This is a genomic window from Pseudomonas marginalis (assembly GCF_001645105.1).
GTDB classification, from domain to species: Bacteria; Pseudomonadota; Gammaproteobacteria; order Pseudomonadales; family Pseudomonadaceae; genus Aquipseudomonas; species Aquipseudomonas petroselini.
In genome coordinates this window covers 19,970-37,317 of the sequence record NZ_LKEG01000030.1, presented here as the reverse complement: position 1 = coordinate 37,317, position 17,348 = coordinate 19,970, and the positions used below count along the sequence as shown (strand labels likewise).

Genomic DNA, 17,348 nt, shown 5'->3' with positions numbered 1-17,348 from the left:
CATAACCGGACAGGCCACGCTGGGGCTCTATGCGCTATTTGCTGATTTTATTGTTGTGCGGGCTGCCGATGCTCGCCAGCGCCATCGAGTTCAACCAGGACACGCGAAGCCTGCCGCTGGGCCGAGCCATGCAAGTGCTCGAAGACCCGACCGACGCCCTCACGATTGCCGACGTCAGCGCGCCTTCCGCCGCCACGCAGTTCAAACGCCACGATAAAGACACGCTCAACGCCGGCTACTCGCGCTCGGTGTTCTGGCTGAAGGTCAATCTGCATTACCTGGCCCAAAACCCCGACGTGCAACGCACTTGGTTGCTGGAGCTGGCGTACCCGCCGCTCGACCACCTCGACCTCTACCTGCCCGACAGCGCCGGCACCTACCGCCTGGCCGGGCGCACGGGGGATGCGCTGCCGTTTTCCGCCCGTGAGATTCGCCAGAACAACTACCTGTTCAAGGTCGACTTCACGCCGGGCGAGACAAAAACCGTCTACCTGCGCCTGCAAAGCGAGGGTTCGATCCAGGCGCCATTGACGCTCTGGTCCAGCACGGCCTACCTGGAACAACAACCGCTGCGCCTGTATGTGTTGGGCCTGATCTATGGCGTGTTGCTGGGGATGCTGGTCTACAACCTGTTCATCTACCTCAGCGTGCGCGACACCAGCTACCTTTATTACATCTTGTATATCGCTTCGTTCGGCATGTATCAGCTGTCGGTGAATGGCGCGGCGGTGGAGTATTTCTGGCCGAACAACCCCTGGTGGGCTAATGCCGCGACGCCGTTCCTGATCGTTGCGGCAGCGCTCTTCGGCAGCCTGTTTGCTCGCAGCTTTTTGCACACCGCCCAGCACAGCCGCTGGATCAACCGTCTGCTGCTGGCGCTGGTGGCGGGTGGTGGCGTAGTGATGCTGTTGTCGTTGATGACCAGCTACGCCCTGGCGCTGCGCCTGGCCACCGGTTTGGCATTGGTGTTTACCGTGACCATCTTTGTCGCCGCCATCAAGGCCTGGTATTGCGGCCAGCGGGTGGCGCGCTATTTCATCATCGCCTGGTCGGCGTTCCTGCTGGGTGGGGTGGTGAATACCCTGATGGTGCTGGGCTACCTGCCCAATGTGTTCCTGACTATGTACGCCAGCCAGATCGGCTCCGCCATTGAAGTGGCGCTTTTGTCCCTGGCCCTGGCCGACCGCATCAACGCCATGCGCGAACAACAGGCGCAGATCCTCTTCGATGCCAGCCAGAAGCTCGAGGTGCTCAACGCGCAACTGGCCCGCAGCAACCGGCTCAAGGATGAATTCCTCGCCACCCTGACCCACGAACTGCGCACCCCCATGAACGGTGTGATTGGCTCCCTTGAGCTGATGCAAACCGTGCCCCTGGACGCGGACCTGGCGCAGTACCAGCAAACCGCAGCCGGTTCGGCGCGAGACATGATGCGCATGGTCAACGGCATTCTCACCCTGACCGAATTGCAGGCCGGACGCCTGAATGCCCAGCCCCAGGTGTTCAGCCTGCGCGGTACGCTCGACACCTTGCGCCAGCAGTTCAGCGCCAGTGCACAGAGCAAAGGCCTGGCGTTTTCCATCGACGTGGCGGACGAACTGCCGGACCGTGTGCTGGGTGACGCCGACAAACTGCTGCAATGCCTCGATTGCCTGCTCGATAACGCGTTCAAGTTCACCCACGAAGGCTCGGTTCGCCTGCGGGTGGTCGGCGTGCCCCACAGTGACGGTGGCTTGCGCCTGAGCTTTATCGTCACCGACACCGGTATTGGCTTCGCTTTCCTCGACGAGGCTACGCTGTATCAGCGTTTCTTCCAGCTCGATGGTTCCACCACCCGCGAATACGGTGGCCTGGGTATCGGCCTGGCCATTTGTCGGCAGCTGATCGAGTTGCTGGGCGGGCGCCTCACTCATCATTCCGAACCGAGCAAAGGCAGTCGCTTCCAGCTGGAAATGAAAGTCAGCCCGCTGCCGGCCGAATCCAGCCCCGTCCCGGATAAGCAGCGCGCCCCGCAGGACTGCTCGGTGCTGCTGGTGGATGACAACAGCGTCGGCCAACTGGTGGTACGCGGCATGCTGCTCAAGCTCGGCTATCGGGTGAAAACCGTAGACAGTGGGCCGAATGCACTGGCGGCCTTGCAGGGTGGGAATTTCGACGCGGTGTTGTTGGACCTTCCAGAAGGTGGCTTCTCATTGTGCTGTCAGATCCGTGCACTGCCTGGCTGTGGCGAGTTGCCGGTAATCGCCTTGAGTACCTCACTGAATGTGTCGGAGCGCGAGCACTGCCATGGCATCGGCGTCTCCGAGCGCCTCGCCAAGCCCGTACGGTTCGAGGCCTTGCAGGCGGTGTTGGCGCGGCGGTTGCTGGGCACGGTAGAGGGCGAAAGCGCCGGACATTCGGCGGGTATGCCACTGTTTTAAGGCGTATGACGGTGCTTAACTGAAATTCAGGCCTCAAATAAACGTGGCCTTTTCCAGGAGGCCCGTCATGAACCTGCATCAGTTCGCCGAAACCCACGACGTCACCAACCAGCCCCCGTCCCTGGACGGCACCAACCTGTACCGCATCGATTTGCCCCTGCAGGAATGGTCGCGCCGCTTTGGCGCCGGCTGGGCACACGCGCGCATTGATGCGTATGGTGCGCTGGCCGGCGGGCCGCTGATGGAGGCCGGATTCCTGGCGAACCAGAACAAACCGGTGTTCAGCAGCCACGACCGTTATGGCCATCGCATCGACCTGGTGGAGTTTCACCCGGCTTACCACGAGCTGATGCGCACGGCCGTCGAGCACGGCCTGCCGTCGCTGCCGTGGGCTCATCCGCAGTCCGGCGCCCATGTGGCCCGCGCCGCCATGACCTACCTGCACAGCCAGGCCGAAGCAGGCACCGGCTGCCCGCTGACCATGACCTTCGCCTGCGTGCCGGCCCTGCGCCTGCAACCGGACCTTGCGAAGACCTGGCTGCCGAAAATCCTCAGCACCGACTATGACCCGCGCAACGTCGGCATCGCCCATAAGGCCGGAGCCACCATCGGCATGGCCATGACCGAAAAACAAGGCGGCACCGACGTGCGCGCCAACACCACCCGCGCTTACCCCGTAGGCGCGGGCGGCCCCGGCCAGGCGTATGAACTGGTGGGCCACAAGTGGTTCTGCTCGGCGCCGATGTGCGATGCCTTCCTGACGCTGGCCCAGACCGACAAGGGCCTCACCTGTTTCCTGCTGCCCCGGCACCGCCCGGATGACACGCGCAACGAGTTCTATATCCAGCGCCTGAAAAACAAGCTCGGCAACTGCTCCAATGCCTCCAGCGAAGTGGAGTTCCGTGGCGCCCTGGCCTGGATGATCGGCGAGGAAGGTCGTGGCGTGCCGACCATCATCGAGATGGTCGCCATGACCCGCTTTGATTGCATGGTCGGCTCCAGCGCCCTGATGCGCCAGGCGCTGACCCAGGCCAGCCATCATTGTGCCCATCGTTCCGTGGGTGGCCGCGTGCTCAGCGAGCAACCGCTGATGCAAAACGTGCTGGCCGACCTGGCGCTGGAAAGCGAAGCCGCACTGGCCTTGAGCCTGCGCATGGGCCGGGCGCTGGATCACCTGGGTGATGAGCAGGAAGCCAAGTTTTCCCGCCTGGTGACAGCGGTGGGCAAGTATTGGATCTGCAAGCGCGCCCCGGCGATGATCAACGAAGCCGCCGAGTGCATGGGCGGTGCCGGGTATGTCGAGGACAGCATACTGCCGCGTCTGTACCGTGAGGCGCCGGTGAATTCGACGTGGGAAGGTTCCGGCAATGTGCAGTGCCTGGACGTGCTGCGGGCGTTGTCGAAAGAGCCGGGTGTGTTGGAGGCGCTGTTTGTGGAGTTGGGGGATGGACATGGCGACCGGCTGTTGGCGCGGCATATCGAACAGCTGAAGTCGGCGTTCATGGACACCCAGGACATCCAATACCGCGCGCGGCAGCTCACCGAGGACATTGCCGTAGCGCTGCAGGCCAAGTTGCTGCTCGAGGCGGGGATTGCGGCGGTGAGTGATGGGTTTATCGCCAGTCGGTTGGGCGAATCGTCCGGCCGGGTGTATGGCACCTTACCGCGAGGCGTTGATGTGGAGGCTCTCGTCGCCCGCTCCACCCCCAATCCATCGATGTAAATGCGGTAAAAATGTGGGAGGGGGCTTGCCCCCGATAGCGGTTTGTCAGCGATAGAGGTGTTGGCTGACAGTCAGCTATCGGAGGCAAGCCCCCTCCCACATTTACTGCATTCCAACTCTGGTGTTTCGGTGCGGCCGGGATACAGGCAAGATAAAGGCCTGCAAGTCAGAACACAGGATGCTTACCGTGACCGAAGCTTTTGTTGTCGTTCAAACCGCCGAAGAGGCCGTCGATCGGCTGGCGGCTCTGCATGAGCGTGCTACCGGCGCGCTCAATCAAGCCCTCAAGCAATACCTCAAAGACCGCGTCGAGCCCGACGCCGCACAACGTGCGCTGTTTCGCTACCCGGAACTGCGCCTGACCTACCACTGCCACGGCGAAGTCCCTCAGACCACCCGCGCCTATGCCAAGGTCCAGTTGCCGGGGACCTACAGCGTCACCGTCACCCATCCTGCAGCGTTTCGTAAGTACCTGCTGGAACAACTGGTGCCGCTGATGCACGACTTCACCGTGACGGTGGAAGTCGGCGTCAGCCAGCAGAACATCCCGTACCCGTACGTGGTGGAGCAGGGCGACGAACTGGCCGGCTCCGGCGTGACCGCCGCGACCCTGGCGCGCGTGTTCCCCAGCACCGACCTGTCGGCCGCCACCGATGGCATCGCCGATGGCCTCTACGATTGGGAAAACACCGACCCGCTGCCCCTGGCGCTGTTCGATGCTGCCCGCGTGGATTTCTCGTTGCGTCGCCTGGTGCATTACACCGGCAGTGACTGGCGCCATGTCCAGCCGTGGATCCTGCTGACCAACTACCACCGTTATGTCGACCAGTTCATCCTGCATGGCCTGGAGCAACTGCGCAGCGACCCGCGCTTTATCCGCATGGTGCTGCCGGGCAACGTGGTGATCGACAAGGCCATGGACCACGGCGAAGCGTCGGCGATTGCCGCAGGCGTGGTGTGGCACCGTTACCAGATGCCGGCCTATCACCTGCAAGCCACTGATGGCCACGGTGTGACCCTGGTGAATATCGGCGTCGGCCCGTCCAACGCCAAGAACATCACCGACCACCTGGCGGTGCTGCGCCCGCATTGCTGGTTGATGATCGGCCACTGCGGCGGACTGCGCCAATCCCAGACCATCGGCGATTACGTACTGGCCCACGCCTACATGCGCCGCGACGGGATTCTCGACCGGGTGGTGCCGCCGAATATCCCGATCCCGGCCTTGGCCGAAGTGCAGATGGCCTTGCAGCAAGCGGCGGCCAATGTCACCGGCGAAAAAGGCGAAGAGCTGAAAAAACGCCTGCGCACCGGCACCGTATTGACCTACGACGACCGTAACTGGGAACTGCGCTGGGCCCAGGAGCGCCCGCTGATCAACCTGTCCCGCGCCGTCGCCGTGGACATGGAAAGCGGCACCATCGCGGCCCAGGGTTATCGCCTGCGGGTGCCGTACGGCACGTTGCTGTGTGTGTCGGACAAACCGCTGCACAGCGAAATCAAGCTGCCGGGTTCGGCCAACGCGTTCTATGAACGTGCGGTGAGCCAGCACTTGAAGATCGGCATTGAGGCCGTGGATTTGCTGCGTACCGAACTTAACTCGCTGCACTCGCGCAAACTGCGCAGCTTCGACGAACCGCCGTTCCGCTAAGCGGTTGGGATGGTTATTTAACGGTCAGGCCACTAGCATTGTCGGTCCTGACCGTTAGATGTTCCTTTGCCATGTCCCGTCCCTCCCGTCCCGATTCACGCCGCCCTGGTGTGAAACCCCCGTATTCCGCTGCGCGGCGTGTCGCCAAGGCACCACCGGCCGAGCCGAAGTTGATCCTGTTCAATAAGCCGTTCGATGTGCTGACCCAGTTCAGCGACGAAGGCGGGCGCGCGACCCTCAAGGATTTTATCGACATCCCCGGTATCTACCCGGCGGGCCGCCTGGACCGTGACAGCGAAGGCCTGTTGCTGCTGACCAACGACGGCCAGTTGCAAGCGCGGATTGCCGACCCCAAGCACAAACTGGCGAAAACCTACTGGGTGCAAGTGGAAGGCGAGCCCACCGAAGAGCAGCTGCAACGCTTGCGCGACGGTGTAGCGCTTAACGACGGCAAGACCTTGCCCGCCGAAGCGCGGCTATTGGAAGAACCGGCGTTATGGCCACGTAACCCGCCCGTGCGCTTTCGCAAAAGCGTGCCGACCCATTGGTTGGAATTGGTGATTCGTGAAGGACGTAACCGCCAGGTGCGGCGTATGACGGCGGCCGTGGGCCTGCCCACGTTGCGCCTGGTGCGTGTACGAATTGGCGATTGGACAATCGATGGCCTGGATCAGGGCCAATGGAAAGAAGTGCCGGCGCGCTTATAAAGCGCCGGACTCGATCAGGCCGATCACCACGCTCTTGATGATGAACGCGGCCACGCCCAGGCCCAGTACGAAGAACAGGATGAACGAGCCAAAGCGCCCGGCCTTGGACTTCTTCGCCAGGTCCCAAACGATAAAGCCCATGAAAATGATCAGGATCGTGACCAGGCCGGTCATCATCCATTCTTCGAAGAGGGCGGGGTCGATGTTGTTCACGGGGTATTTTTCCGACAGGGCAGGCGGGAAGTATACGGCAGCGTTACAGACGCAACATTGACCTGGATCGAAGTGCAATCCAAATGTGGGAGGGGGCTTGCCCCCGATAGCGGTGGGTCAGTTGATAAATAACTGACTGACACTCAGCCATCGGGGGCAAGCCCCCTCCCACATTTGACCTTCACCGATCTTAAGTGCGCAGGTGGGTCAGGGGCAGTTCGGTGCTGTTCAATACCTGATTGAGCACAAAGCTGGAACGCACGCTGGTCACGCCTTCAATGCGGGTCAAATGCCCCAGCAGCAGTTTCTGGTAGTGATCCATGTCCGGCACCACCACTTTCAACTGATAGTCAGCATCCATCCCCGTCACCAAACTGCACTCCAGCACCTGCGGCAGGGTGCGGATCGCCGCTTCAAAATTCTCGAAGCGCTCGGGGGTGTGGCGGTCCATGCCGATCAGCACGTAAGCCGTCAGGCTCAGCCCGAGCATCTTGCGGTCGAGCAAGGCGACCTGACGGGAGATGTAGCCGTCGTCCTCCAACTGCTTGACCCGGCGCGAGCACGGCGACGGCGACAAGCCGATGCGTTCGGCCAACTCTTGGTTGGAGATCCTCGCGTCGCGCTGCAATTCCGCCAAAATACTCAGGTCGTATCGGTCAAGCTTGCTCATTGGGATGGCCTTTGTCGTAACTATTGCGGTGAATTATCCATGAAGGGTTAAAAATTGCGCAAGCACTGTTTATTGACGCAATCTTCGCAATCATCTGTCGGGCGCAGGCGGGTATCTTTATCAACAGAATCACCGCCTGGACAACAGTCCACAGCAGCTCGCCCAATCAGGCCTGCTGCGGCCGCCACCCCAGCAGGGTTGAGCCGGCCTCCAGGCTGCACACTGTCCACAAGACGGCGTGAGGTGAGCCAACGTCAAAAGCGTTGAGCCAGGACGAAGTTCTCAAGGGGTGGCCGACGGGTCACCCCTTTTCTTTTGCCTGCTGATAACCTGTGCGAGAACCGGGCCTGGCTTTTCCAGTCTCATGGACAGGCCCTAATCCGCAGTGAGGAATAGCATGAAGCGCATCTGGCGTTTGGCAGGTGTAGGTTTGCTGATGGTCACCGTTGGCGCCCAGGCAGTCGCCGACGAGCGTGACAACGCACCGCGCGGTGACGGCGGTGGTCAGCATGAAAGAGGGCCGGAGGGCGGTCGGCCTGGTGGAAATGAACAGCCGCGTCCGCAGAACAACCCACCGCGCCCGCAAAATGCCCCGCAACGGCCGGAAAACACTCAGGCCCGGCCCGAAAACAATCAGCCGCGCCCACAGAATCAGCATTTTGATCGCGGTGGCCAGAATGGTGGTGGCCAATGGCAGGGGCGCCCCCAAGGCAATGAGCAGGGGCGACCGGTGCAACCGCCGCAACCGCAACCGTCGAATAACCTGCCGATCCAGAGTCGCCCCGACACCGTGCGCCAGACCCAGGAACCCCGGCAGGGTTATTACCGCGACATCCCTCGACGCAATGATGGCAACTCGCACTGGGAAGCCGGCGGCCCAGGCTCTCGCCCCGGTGACAACCGCTGGCCAGGCCGCCCCGACGGGCACGGCAATGGCTGGGGCCCAGGCCCGCAACATCGCCCCGGCTACGTAGTCGACCGCTTCCCCGATCACAATTACCGCGTGCCTTACCGTGGCCAGGATTACTTCTACTCGGGCGGCTACTGGTACCGCCCGCAAGGCCCACGTTATGTGGTGGTGACGCCGCCGTATGGCATCCGCGTGCATTCCCTGCCGGACTATGCGCGTGAAGTGTGGATAGGCAGTGCGCTGTTCTTCCTCGCCGCGGGCTCTTACTACACCTACGAAAGCAGCTCCCAGCAGTACGTGGTGGTGCAACCGCCGACCGCCGTGCCGTCGCCACAGCCTACGCCGCAAGGTAATGGCTATGACGTGGTGGCGTATCCCGCCAACGGCCAGTCACCGGCCCAGGTGCAGCAGGACGGTTATGACTGTTATCGCTGGGCGGTGCAGCAAAGTGGTTTCGACCCGCAGCAAGTGACCTACGCCCCCGACCCGGCGGTGGTGCAAACCTACCGCCAGGCCCAGGGCAACTGCCTGAGCAGTCGCGGTTATCAGGTGCAGTACTAGGTTTTATTGCCCGTGACCACTTCCCGCGGGTCGGCGTGCACCAGCACTTCGGCGCGCGGGTAGGCTTTGTGAATGGCGTCGGCGGCCTGGTCGCTGATGCCATGGGCCACTGATAGCGTCAATTCCCCCGGCAGTTCCAGGTGCAGTTGCACAAACCAGTGGCTGCCGGAAATCCGCGTGCGCAAATCATGCGCACCCAACACCCCCGGTACGCCACGGGCCAGTTCCAGCATGTGCTGGCTGACGTCCGGCGGCAGCTCTTCATCCATCAGCACCGCAAAGCTTTCCCGGGCGATTTGGATCGCGCTCCACAAAATGTAGGCGGCGATGCCCAGGCCAAACCAGGCGTCGACTTGATGAAAGCCCATGCCCGCCAGCACCAGTGCCACGAGAATGCTGCCGTTGAGCATCAAGTCGGAGCGGTAGTGCAGCGAGTCCGCACGCACGGCGTTGGAGCCGGTTTCGCGGATCACCCGGTGTTGCAGCATCAACAGCGCCACCGTCAGTACCAGGGAAAAGATGATCACGCCAATGCTTAACCACGGCGCGCCCACCGGCTCTGGATGTTGCAGGCGCTCGTAGGCCTGGAACGCGATCAATACCGCACTGCCGCCGATAAACAGCGCCTGGGCCATGCCCGACAGCGACTCGGCCTTGCCATGCCCGTAACGGTGATCGTCATCGGCCGGGCGCAGGGCGTAATGCACCGCGACCAGGTTCAGCAGCGAAGTCACGCCGTCCAGCAGGGAGTCGGTCAAGCCGGCGAGCATGCTCACCGAGCCGCTGAGCCACCAGGCGATGGCCTTGGTGATAATCAGTGCACAGGCCACGCCCACCGACGCGCGGGTGGCCAGGCGCAGGAGCCTGGCGTGTTCGGGGCTGATGGTCATAGACGGTCCTTAAGCGGCGGGTTGCAGGCCCAGGCTGGCGAGTTGTTGCACGCTGCCCTTGAACTGGATCATGCGCGGGTCGTCGAGCGGCAGGGTGCGGCCGGTTTCTTTCTGGATGATGCTTTGCAGTTTGGCGTTGTCGACCTTGCCGTCGGCGCCAATGGCTTCGTGGAGTTTTTGCGGGTCGACCTGGGCGGTCTTGCCCGGTTCGAAATAGATTGCGCCGGTGGCGAAGTCCACGCCAAACGCGATCAGGCCAGGGATCACATAAAACAGCAGGCCCACGGCATCGAGCACGGCAATCGTCGGGTCGATCTTGCCGTCGATCTGGCCACGGCGGTCGGGGTAGAAAATCGAGCCGCAAGCCGTCAGTTGGCTCAGCAGGGTGACGGCGAGGACACCGCCGATGACACGGGAAGCGATACGCATGGAAACTCTCCTGAACACGGTTGATACGGGACTATATAGCAACGGTCTTATGGCAATGGCCTTGAGACCATCGTCGGCACTCGGCAGTTCGCCGTTATACTCGCCGCTCTGCTTTGGAGCCAGTATGAATTCGTTGCCGATTGATGATGTTTTACCCGCCCTGCGTGACGCCTTGGCGATTCGCCATGAGGCCGTGCTGGAAGCGCCGCCCGGCGCCGGTAAAACCACCCGTGTGCCGTTGGCGTTGTTGAATGAGCCATGGCTGACCGGGCAGACCATCCTGATGCTCGAACCCCGTCGTCTCGCCGCCCGTGCGGCGGCCGAACGCTTGGCCAGCGAGTTGGGCGAGAAGGTCGGTGAAACCGTCGGCTATCGCATCCGCCTGGACAGCAAAGTCGGCCCCAACACCCGCATCGAAGTGGTCACCGAAGGCATCCTCACCCGCCGCCTGCAGGACGACCCGGCGCTGGACGGCGTGGGCCTGCTGATCTTCGATGAGTTCCACGAACGCAGTCTTGATGCCGACCTGGCGCTGGCCCTGAGCCTGAACGGCCGCGAGCTGTTTCGCGATGAGCAACCGCTGAAAATCCTGCTGATGTCCGCCACCCTCGAAGGCGAACGCCTGGCCAGCCTGCTGGATGACGCGCCGATCCTGCGCAGCGAAGGGCGCATGTTCCCGGTGCAGATGCGCTGGGGGCGGCCGTACCAGCCGGGTGAATTCATCGAGCCGCGTGTGGTGCAAACGATCCTCGAAGCCCTGCATGACGAAACCGGCAGCGTGCTGGTGTTCTTGCCGGGGCAGGCGGAGATTCGCCGGGTCAACCAGCAGTTGGCCGATGCCTTGGGCGATCGCACCGATGTGCTGCTGTGCCCGTTGCATGGCGAGCTCGACCTCAACGCCCAGCGCGCCGCCATCGACCCGGCGCCCGCGGGCAAACGCAAAGTCGTGCTGGCGACCAACATCGCCGAGACCAGCCTGACCATCAACGGCGTGCGCGTGGTGATCGATGCCGGGTTGGCGCGGGTGCCGCGTTTCGACCCCGGCAGCGGCATGACCCGCCTCGACACCCAACGTATCTCCCGCGCCAGCGCCACCCAGCGCGCCGGCCGGGCAGGGCGCCTGGAACCTGGGGTGTGTTATCGCTTGTGGTCCGAGGACCAGCATGAAGGGTTGGCCGCGTACGGCAGTGCGGAAATTCTGGCGGCCGACCTGGCCGGCCTGGCGCTGCAGTTGGCGCGCTGGGGCGTCACGCCTGCGCAGTTGGTATGGCTGGATGTGCCGCCGACCGCTGCGTATGCCCAGGCTCAGGATTTGTTGCAGCGCCTCGGCGCCTTGAATGACGACACGCTCACCGCCCATGGGCAGAAGATGGCCGAACTGCCGGCCCATCCGCGTATCGCCCATTTGTTGCTGCGCGGGCAAGATCTCGGGTTGGCGGCGACGGCATGCGACGTGGCCGCCTTGCTGGGAGAGCGCGATATCTTGCGCGGTGGCGGTGCGGATTTGCACAGTCGGCTGGCGCTTCTGTCCGGCGAGGAGCGCGCACGCGGCACCCAAGGCGGCGTGCAGCGGGCCAAGCAACTGGCGCGACAATATCGTGGCTACTTGAGAGGCCAGGCGGCTCAACCCGTTGCCGACCCCGATCACCCGCGCTGGCTCGGTGCCTTGCTGGCCCTGGCCTACCCGGACCGTGTCGCCCAGCAACGGCGCCCCGGTGGTGCCGAATACCGCCTGGCCAACGGCCGCGCTGCAGTGTTCGCCGAGGCTGACAGCCTGATGAAGCAACCCTGGCTGGTCATCGCCGATCTGGGCAGTCGCCAGGGCCAGCGTGAAGAACGCATCTACCTGGCGGCGGATTTTGACCCGATGCTGTTCGACACGGTGCTCGCCGAACAAGTGTGCAACGTCGACCAGTTGGACTGGGATGAACGCGAAGGCGTGCTGCGCGCCGAACGCCAACGCAAAGTCGGCGAATTGGTGCTCAGCCGTGAGCCGTTGACCGGTCTCGACGAATCCGCACGCAGCCAGGCGCTGGTCAACCTGGTGCGCCGCAAAGGCCTGGAACTGCTGCCGTGGACGCCGGAGCTGCGCCAGTGGCAGGCCCGCGTCATGCTGCTGCGCCAGCTGGACGCCGGTAAAACCAGCGAATGGCCCGACATCAGCGACAAGGCGTTGCTCGCCAGCCTCGAGCACTGGCTGATGCCCTACCTGGGCAAAGTCTCGCGGCTGAGCCACTTTGCCAGCCTGGATATCTCCAGCTTCCTGCATAACCTGCTGCCCTGGCCGCTGCCCCAGCGCCTGGACGAACTGGCGCCGCAGCATGTGAAAGTGCCGTCGGGTTCGTCGGTGCGGCTGGACTACAGCGAGCAGCCGCCGATTCTGGCGGTGCGTTTGCAGGAATTGTTCGGGCTGGCGGATACACCGCGCATTGCCGGCGGACGCCAGGTGGTGAAGCTGCACCTGCTGTCCCCGGCGCGTCGGCCGGTGCAGGTGACGCAGGACTTGGCGAACTTCTGGCGCAGTACCTATGCCGAGGTGAAGAAGGATTTGAAGGGGCGGTATCCGAAGCACTATTGGCCGGATGATCCGTTGGTGGCTGAAGCAACTGCGCGGATAAAACCTCGCAAGTCGTAACGCCACAGGTCCAAATGTGGGAGGGGGCAAGCCCCCTCCCACATGGGTTTTGCGGTGTTGGTTATGGCGCGGCGGGCAGCAGGAAGCGGGCAATCACCGGAAGATGGTTGGAAATACGCAACGTATCCTCCTGGCGCACCTTCGCCTCCACCCGCTTGATCCGCGGGCTGTAGAACAGGTAGTCCAGCGTGCGGTCGGGCCCGTCCACGCTCGGGTCGTTGGGGAAGTGGGTCAACCATTTCTCACGGTCAATCCCGCTGGATTGGCTATTGCTCGGGATCATCGGGTACTTGTCCCACAGCAAATGCAGCTCGCTGTCCGGCGAATACTGCCCGCGCTTGCCGGCGTCCAGGCGCAGGAATTGCCCCAGGGGCAGCAGGTTGAAATCGCCCCCGATCAGCCAGGGCGTGCCACGGCCTTCGAATTTATCCAGCAGCTTGACCGTGGTTTTTACCTGTTCCTGCACCGCACTGCGCCCAGGGCTGTCACCGTCCAGGCGGGTATTGAGCACGGCCAGTTGGCCACCGTCGCTCAGCGGCAGGTAGGTCAACAGCAGGGCGGGCTTGGGTTGGAACTGGCGGCTGATGATATTGGCTTCGGGCGCCGGCAGCTGCAGGCGTTCGGCGTGCTCGATCTGGTAGCGGCTCAGTGTCGCCAGCTTGCGACCGACGCTGCCGAAGATATGCCAGTCGGGAACAAAGTCGGCCTTCCAGTCGAAGGCCTGGACGCTGCAGGGGTAGAGGTCGACCAGGCGCTCTTGCAGCAGGGCAAGCTGGTCCTGGTAATGGGAGGGCTTGGCGTTTTCGTCGAGTTCCTGCAGCAGCAGGATGTCGGGTTGTTCATCGCGAATCACCCGTGCCACTTCGTCGAGGCTGGCGGCCATGTCTTCCACGGTGGGACGGTCGTCCGGGCCACTGCCGTCGGCGGTGTCGTACCAGAACACGTAGTTCTTGCCGGCCAGGTATTGGACGTTCCAGGTCATGACCTTGAGCGCCTGCCCCGGCAGCAGCGTGGGCGCACGCGGTGCAACGCAGCTCACCGGCAGGGTTTCCTTCGGCTCGGGGCGCCAGGTCAGGCTGTAGATCAGGGTGACGAGCAGGCCTGTGATGATCAACAGGCCCAGCAGGGTGATGCGCAATAAACGGGTCATCGGCTCGGCTTATAGCGTTTCAGGAGTGGCACGGAGCATATCACCGTGCGTCTGCATCGCCACCGATCAGCATGAATAAACGAAACAGCACCACGCTGGTAAACAGTTGCAGGAAGCTGTGGGCGCTGTCCAGCAACAGTCCCAGCAGCGGCGCAGGCTCGGGATACGCCGCAACACTGGCGCCCTTGAGCAGCCACAAGGGGGTCATCACACACAGCAGGCACACCAGGATCATCCAGAAATGCCCACGGCTCAGGCGGAAGCTTTCCTTCATCGCCTCCAGCGCCGGCATGCCGCGCAGCACCAGCAGGTACTCGGCAAAGGCCAGCACCACCATCAGCCACAGGCCCGGCAGGAAGTACAGCGACAGCCCCAAGAGGATCAGCAGCGTGCTCATGGCCGTCAGCAGGGCGAAGCGCGGCCACAGGGTGAGGGCCATGGCCCATATATCTTTAGTGCGCGGCGACTCGCCCCGTGTGCGAGCATCCAGAAACAGGATCAGCGCGCCGGTGTACAGCGGGTACACCAGCAACCCCACCACCACGCTGTAGCCGGGGAACGCATCCGGGCCCACCACGTGGTTGAGCACCTGTTGCAGCAGGGCTTCGAAAATCACCAACGGCAAGCACAGCTGGACGATGGCGCCCAGGTTGCGTTGGGTGAAGCGGAAAGAGTCGCGCAATACGTCTAACGGATTCATCAAGTTCATCGCAGGCCTGAAAGCAAGGGCAACACTTTAACCGATCATCACTGGCGGTAAGCAAACGTAAACCTTGAGTAAAGACCATTGAAACAACTCGTAACACCCCCATAACTAGGACGGCGCCTGATTAAAGGCGACACCACGATTTCTACCGGCAATCTAACGAGGTCGCCATGAACAGCGAAGAGCAAACCCTGATCGATGGACTGTTTTCACGGTTGCAACAAGCCGAAACGGACTCAGCCCCCCGCGACGCCCAGGCCGAAGCGCGGATCAAGGAGCACATGACTCGCCAACCTGCCGCTGGGTACTACATGACCCAGTCGATTTTGGTGCAGGAACACGCGCTCAAGAGTCTCGACGCGCAGAACAAACAGCAGGCGCAGCAGATCCAGCAATTGCAGGATGAGCTGCAACGGGCTAAATCAGCACAACCTGCGCCTTCGAGTGGCGGGGGGTTCTTGTCGAGCATCTTTGGCGGCGGCGGTTCCCGTGACCCGCAACCCGCCCAAACTGCGCCGACGTCCTCCGGCGGTGGCTGGCGTGAACCGGCACGGCCGTCCTTTGGCCAGCCGGCGCCGCAGCAGAATTATCAACAGCCGCAACAGGCGCCCGCCGCAGCGCCAGTGGGCAGCGGTTTCCTCGGCGGCGCGATGAAAACCGCTGCCGGCGTGGCCGGTGGTGTGTTGCTGGCCGAAGGTATCAGCAGCCTGTTCAACCACAACTCGCAACAACCGCAAGTGGTGGAAGAAATCATCCGCGAAGAGCCGGCGCCTGCCAGTGACAACGGCAACTGGGGCAATGATGACCAGAAGTTTGCCGGTAACGACAGTTGGGGCAGCAACAGCTCGGACAGCTTCGCCGACAGCGATTATTCCGACGACTCTTCCTCTTTCGGCGATGACGATTCCTTCGTCTGACGCATCTTGGCCGGGGCGCTTCGTCGCCCCGGTCTGATTTTTACCGGCAACTCACTCGCGGCTGGCATACTGGCACCCTTTCCGGGCCCTGGCGCCTGGCTGTCATGAGGAAGTGCGGTGAAGAAAATTGCAGTGTTCGCCGATGTTCAGAACCTCTATTACACCGTCCGCCAGGCCTATGGTTGCCACTTCAACTACGCCGCTTTGTGGGCTGATATCAGCTCGCGCGGGCAGATCGTCGAGGCGTATGCGTATGCCATCGACCGTGGCGACAGCAAGCAGCAGCAATTCCAGCAGATCCTGCGCAACCTGGGCTTTACGGTAAAACTCAAGCCCTACATCCAGCGCAGCGACGGTTCGGCCAAGGGCGACTGGGACGTGGGCATCACCATCGACATCATGGACGCCGCCGACCACGTCGACGAAATCGTGCTGGCTTCCGGCGACGGTGATTTCGACATGCTGCTCGACCGCATCATCAATAAGCATGGCGTCGAAGCGGTGGCCTACGGCGTACCGGGGCTGACGGCCAACTCGCTGATACGCGCGGCCAGCCGCTACGTGCCGATCGAAGGCGCGCTGCTGCTCAAATAGAGCGCGGCGGCTTAATAAACAGTTAGACGGAGTGGGAACAGGTTTGGAACGTATAGCGGTCATCGACTTTGAAACCACCGGCATTACGCCGAACAGTCATTGCCGGGCCACGGAGATCGCCGTGGTCATCCTTGAGCGTGGCCAGATCGTTGACCGCTACCAGAGCCTGATGAACGCCGGCGTGCGCGTGCCGGGCTTTATCGAACAACTCACCGGCATCAGCAACGCCATGCTGCGCAGCGCGCCACCGGCCGAGCGGGTGATGAACGAAGTCAACGAATTCGTCGGGACTACGCCACTGATGGCGCACAACGCCGCGTTCGACCAGAAGTTCTGGGACTACGAACTGGGCCTGATCCGCCGCACCCGCCTGCAAAAATTCGCCTGCTCTTTGCTACTGGCCCGCCGCCTCATGCCGGCCGCGCCCAACCACAAGCTCGGCACCCTCAACGCCTACGCGCAACTGCCCCACACCGGCAAGGCTCACCGGGCGATGGCGGATGCGGAAATGGCGGCCAACCTCACAGCCCATTTGGCCCAGGAACTGCGCCGTACGCACGGCTTGCGCGAACTGTCCCATGAGCTGCTGTGCACCTTGCAGAAAGTGCCGGCGGCGAAGATCAATGAACACCTGAAGAAGCATCGCGGGTTCTGACCTCGCCACAATGCCCTGCGGGCGTGTGCTTTTGTGGTGAGCGGGCTTGCTGTGGTGAGCGGGCTTGCTGTGGTGAGCGGGCTTGCCCCGCGCTGGGCTGCGAAGCAGCCCCAAAACCTGATACTCCGTTCTATCTGACAGAACGCGGCGTCCTTAGTGGGGCTGCTCCGCAGCCCAGCGCGGGGCAAGCCCGCTCACCACAAAAAGCCCGCTCACCGCCCGCTGTTGCGCCTTCATCGCTTCACTCGACGCATGCGCCGTCTCCACCGCGCAATGCAGTAAATCCGCCGCATGGGCGAGGGCGTCTTCGAAACTCAGGTTGTCGTTCAGGGCGAAATGAGGTGCGTCCGGGGCGCAGGCTTTGAGGTAGTAGTCGATGGCTCGGCGGTTGAGCAGGTCGTCTTCGCTGGGGAAGGCCACGCCGTTGTCAGTTGATGCGGAAGTTGCTTTAACCATGTTGAGACCTCCAGGATATTTAACTCGCTCCTTCCGTCAATTTCGGCTTGCACTTCCGGTC

At 62.6% G+C, this 17,348-nt stretch carries 16 protein-coding genes; 9 read left to right on the top strand and 7 right to left on the bottom strand.

Going from position 1 to position 17,348, the window contains the following annotated elements; all coding sequences use genetic code 11:
* Positions 1–29: 29 nt before the first annotated feature.
* The 4 genes from AO064_RS08095 to AO064_RS08080 all read left to right on the top strand — a co-directional run bounded on the left by AO064_RS08095 (position 30) and on the right by AO064_RS08080 (position 6,501).
* Positions 30–2,420 (top strand): hybrid sensor histidine kinase/response regulator, encoded by a 2,391-nt coding sequence (locus tag AO064_RS08095; protein WP_064052958.1) that lies wholly within the window; start codon positions 30–32, stop codon positions 2,418–2,420.
* A 67-nt stretch (positions 2,421–2,487) separates the two neighbouring features.
* Positions 2,488–4,143: an acyl-CoA dehydrogenase family protein gene (locus tag AO064_RS08090; RefSeq protein WP_064052957.1), complete on the top strand. Its 1,656-nt coding sequence runs from the start codon at positions 2,488–2,490 to the stop codon at positions 4,141–4,143.
* 178 nt (positions 4,144–4,321) lie between these two features.
* Entirely contained in the window at positions 4,322–5,794 is a 1,473-nt protein-coding gene (gene amn / locus AO064_RS08085) for an AMP nucleosidase (protein ID WP_162471075.1), read from the top strand.
* Positions 5,795–5,865: 71 nt separating this feature from the next.
* Positions 5,866–6,501 carry a pseudouridine synthase gene (locus tag AO064_RS08080; RefSeq protein ID WP_046036578.1) on the top strand — a complete coding sequence of 212 codons (636 nt, stop codon included), beginning with the start codon at positions 5,866–5,868 and terminating at the stop codon, positions 6,499–6,501.
* Here the strand turns inward: AO064_RS08080 and AO064_RS08075 are convergent.
* Both AO064_RS08075 and AO064_RS08070 read right to left on the bottom strand, forming a co-directional pair.
* The gene (locus tag AO064_RS08075; RefSeq protein ID WP_025999909.1) at positions 6,496–6,705 is read right to left on the bottom strand and encodes a DUF2788 domain-containing protein; all 210 of its coding nucleotides are present in this window, start codon (positions 6,703–6,705) and stop codon (positions 6,496–6,498) included. The genes AO064_RS08080 and AO064_RS08075 overlap by 6 nt on opposite strands.
* A 199-nt stretch (positions 6,706–6,904) precedes the next feature.
* Positions 6,905–7,384, bottom strand: coding sequence for an Lrp/AsnC family transcriptional regulator (locus AO064_RS08070; protein WP_003176264.1), 480 nt, complete (start codon positions 7,382–7,384; stop codon positions 6,905–6,907).
* A gap of 397 nt (positions 7,385–7,781) precedes the next feature.
* Here AO064_RS08070 and AO064_RS08065 point away from each other — a divergent pair, with 397 nt between their 5' ends.
* The gene (locus AO064_RS08065; protein WP_064052956.1) at positions 7,782–8,855 is read left to right on the top strand and encodes a DUF6515 family protein; all 1,074 of its coding nucleotides are present in this window, start codon (positions 7,782–7,784) and stop codon (positions 8,853–8,855) included.
* On the opposite strand, the gene AO064_RS08060 is transcribed toward AO064_RS08065, so the two are convergent.
* Both AO064_RS08060 and AO064_RS08055 read right to left on the bottom strand, forming a co-directional pair.
* On the bottom strand, positions 8,852–9,745 hold the full coding sequence (locus AO064_RS08060; RefSeq protein WP_015886039.1) for a cation diffusion facilitator family transporter: 894 nt from the start codon (positions 9,743–9,745) through the stop codon (positions 8,852–8,854). The genes AO064_RS08065 and AO064_RS08060 overlap by 4 nt on opposite strands.
* Positions 9,746–9,754: 9 nt before the next feature.
* A complete protein-coding gene (locus AO064_RS08055; RefSeq protein WP_043205945.1) occupies positions 9,755–10,174 on the bottom strand; it encodes a hypothetical protein in 420 nt (139 codons plus the stop codon).
* 124 nt (positions 10,175–10,298) lie between these two features.
* On the opposite strand from AO064_RS08055, the gene hrpB reads away from it, so the two are divergent.
* On the top strand, positions 10,299–12,809 hold the full coding sequence (gene hrpB, locus AO064_RS08050) for an ATP-dependent helicase HrpB (protein ID WP_064052955.1): 2,511 nt from the start codon (positions 10,299–10,301) through the stop codon (positions 12,807–12,809).
* Between the two features lie 61 nt (positions 12,810–12,870).
* On the opposite strand, the gene AO064_RS08045 is transcribed toward hrpB, so the two are convergent.
* Both AO064_RS08045 and AO064_RS08040 read right to left on the bottom strand, forming a co-directional pair.
* Entirely contained in the window at positions 12,871–13,959 is a 1,089-nt protein-coding gene (locus AO064_RS08045) for an endonuclease/exonuclease/phosphatase family protein (RefSeq protein WP_015886036.1), read from the bottom strand.
* A 40-nt stretch (positions 13,960–13,999) separates the two neighbouring features.
* On the bottom strand, positions 14,000–14,659 hold the full coding sequence (locus AO064_RS08040; RefSeq protein WP_015886035.1) for a YciC family protein: 660 nt from the start codon (positions 14,657–14,659) through the stop codon (positions 14,000–14,002).
* 176 nt (positions 14,660–14,835) lie between these two features.
* Here AO064_RS08040 and AO064_RS08035 point away from each other — a divergent pair, with 176 nt between their 5' ends.
* From AO064_RS08035 to AO064_RS08025, 3 genes are all read left to right on the top strand, one after another.
* Positions 14,836–15,582, top strand: a complete 747-nt coding sequence (locus tag AO064_RS08035; RefSeq protein WP_064052954.1) for a DUF2076 domain-containing protein — start codon at positions 14,836–14,838, stop codon at positions 15,580–15,582.
* Between the two features lie 117 nt (positions 15,583–15,699).
* Complete coding sequence (locus AO064_RS08030) at positions 15,700–16,176, top strand: LabA-like NYN domain-containing protein (protein ID WP_015886033.1); 477 nt, start codon at positions 15,700–15,702, stop codon at positions 16,174–16,176.
* Positions 16,177–16,219: 43 nt separating this feature from the next.
* A complete protein-coding gene (locus tag AO064_RS08025) occupies positions 16,220–16,831 on the top strand; it encodes a 3'-5' exonuclease (RefSeq protein WP_046036583.1) in 612 nt (203 codons plus the stop codon).
* A gap of 153 nt (positions 16,832–16,984) precedes the next feature.
* Here the strand turns inward: AO064_RS08025 and AO064_RS08020 are convergent, their stop codons facing one another.
* Positions 16,985–17,287 carry a DUF3077 domain-containing protein gene (locus AO064_RS08020; RefSeq protein ID WP_064052953.1) on the bottom strand — a complete coding sequence of 101 codons (303 nt, stop codon included), beginning with the start codon at positions 17,285–17,287 and terminating at the stop codon, positions 16,985–16,987.
* Positions 17,288–17,348 lie beyond the last annotated feature (61 nt).